Source organism: Enterococcus sp. HMSC076E04 (genome assembly GCF_001814285.1).
Classification (GTDB): Bacteria; Bacillota; Bacilli; order Lactobacillales; family Enterococcaceae; genus Enterococcus_B; species Enterococcus_B lactis.
Genome location: NZ_KV815550.1, coordinates 1 through 329, shown reverse-complemented (window position 1 = coordinate 329; position 329 = coordinate 1). Strand labels below are relative to the sequence as shown.

General features: G+C 36.5%; 1 pseudogene. It reads left to right on the top strand.

From position 1 onward, the window contains the following. A pseudogene (locus HMPREF2961_RS00075) lies at positions 1-329 on the top strand (hypothetical protein); the annotation flags it as partial.

The window sequence follows — 329 nt, the reverse complement described above, 5'->3', positions numbered from 1 at the left end:
GAATTCAGAGAAGAAAAAATCAACTATACGGATATCCGATTTTTTGACAAGATGAAAGATTATCCTATTTATGTGAATAAAGAAATGATGAAGGCGAAAAGAGTCACCCCTAAAGCATTATGGGCTGAGGATGGTATCTATCGGACTTCTTTTCTTGATGCGCCTCAAGGAGCGGCAGGAACGGAAGAAGAATTTAACCAGTTGAATGATCGTCTTTTCCCAGATAAAGATCATCTGCATATTTACCTTTGGAATAATGAATTTACGAATTATTATAATAATGGTCGTTATTGGGATGGTGCTTATGTGTGGTCAGTGTATGACGAAAA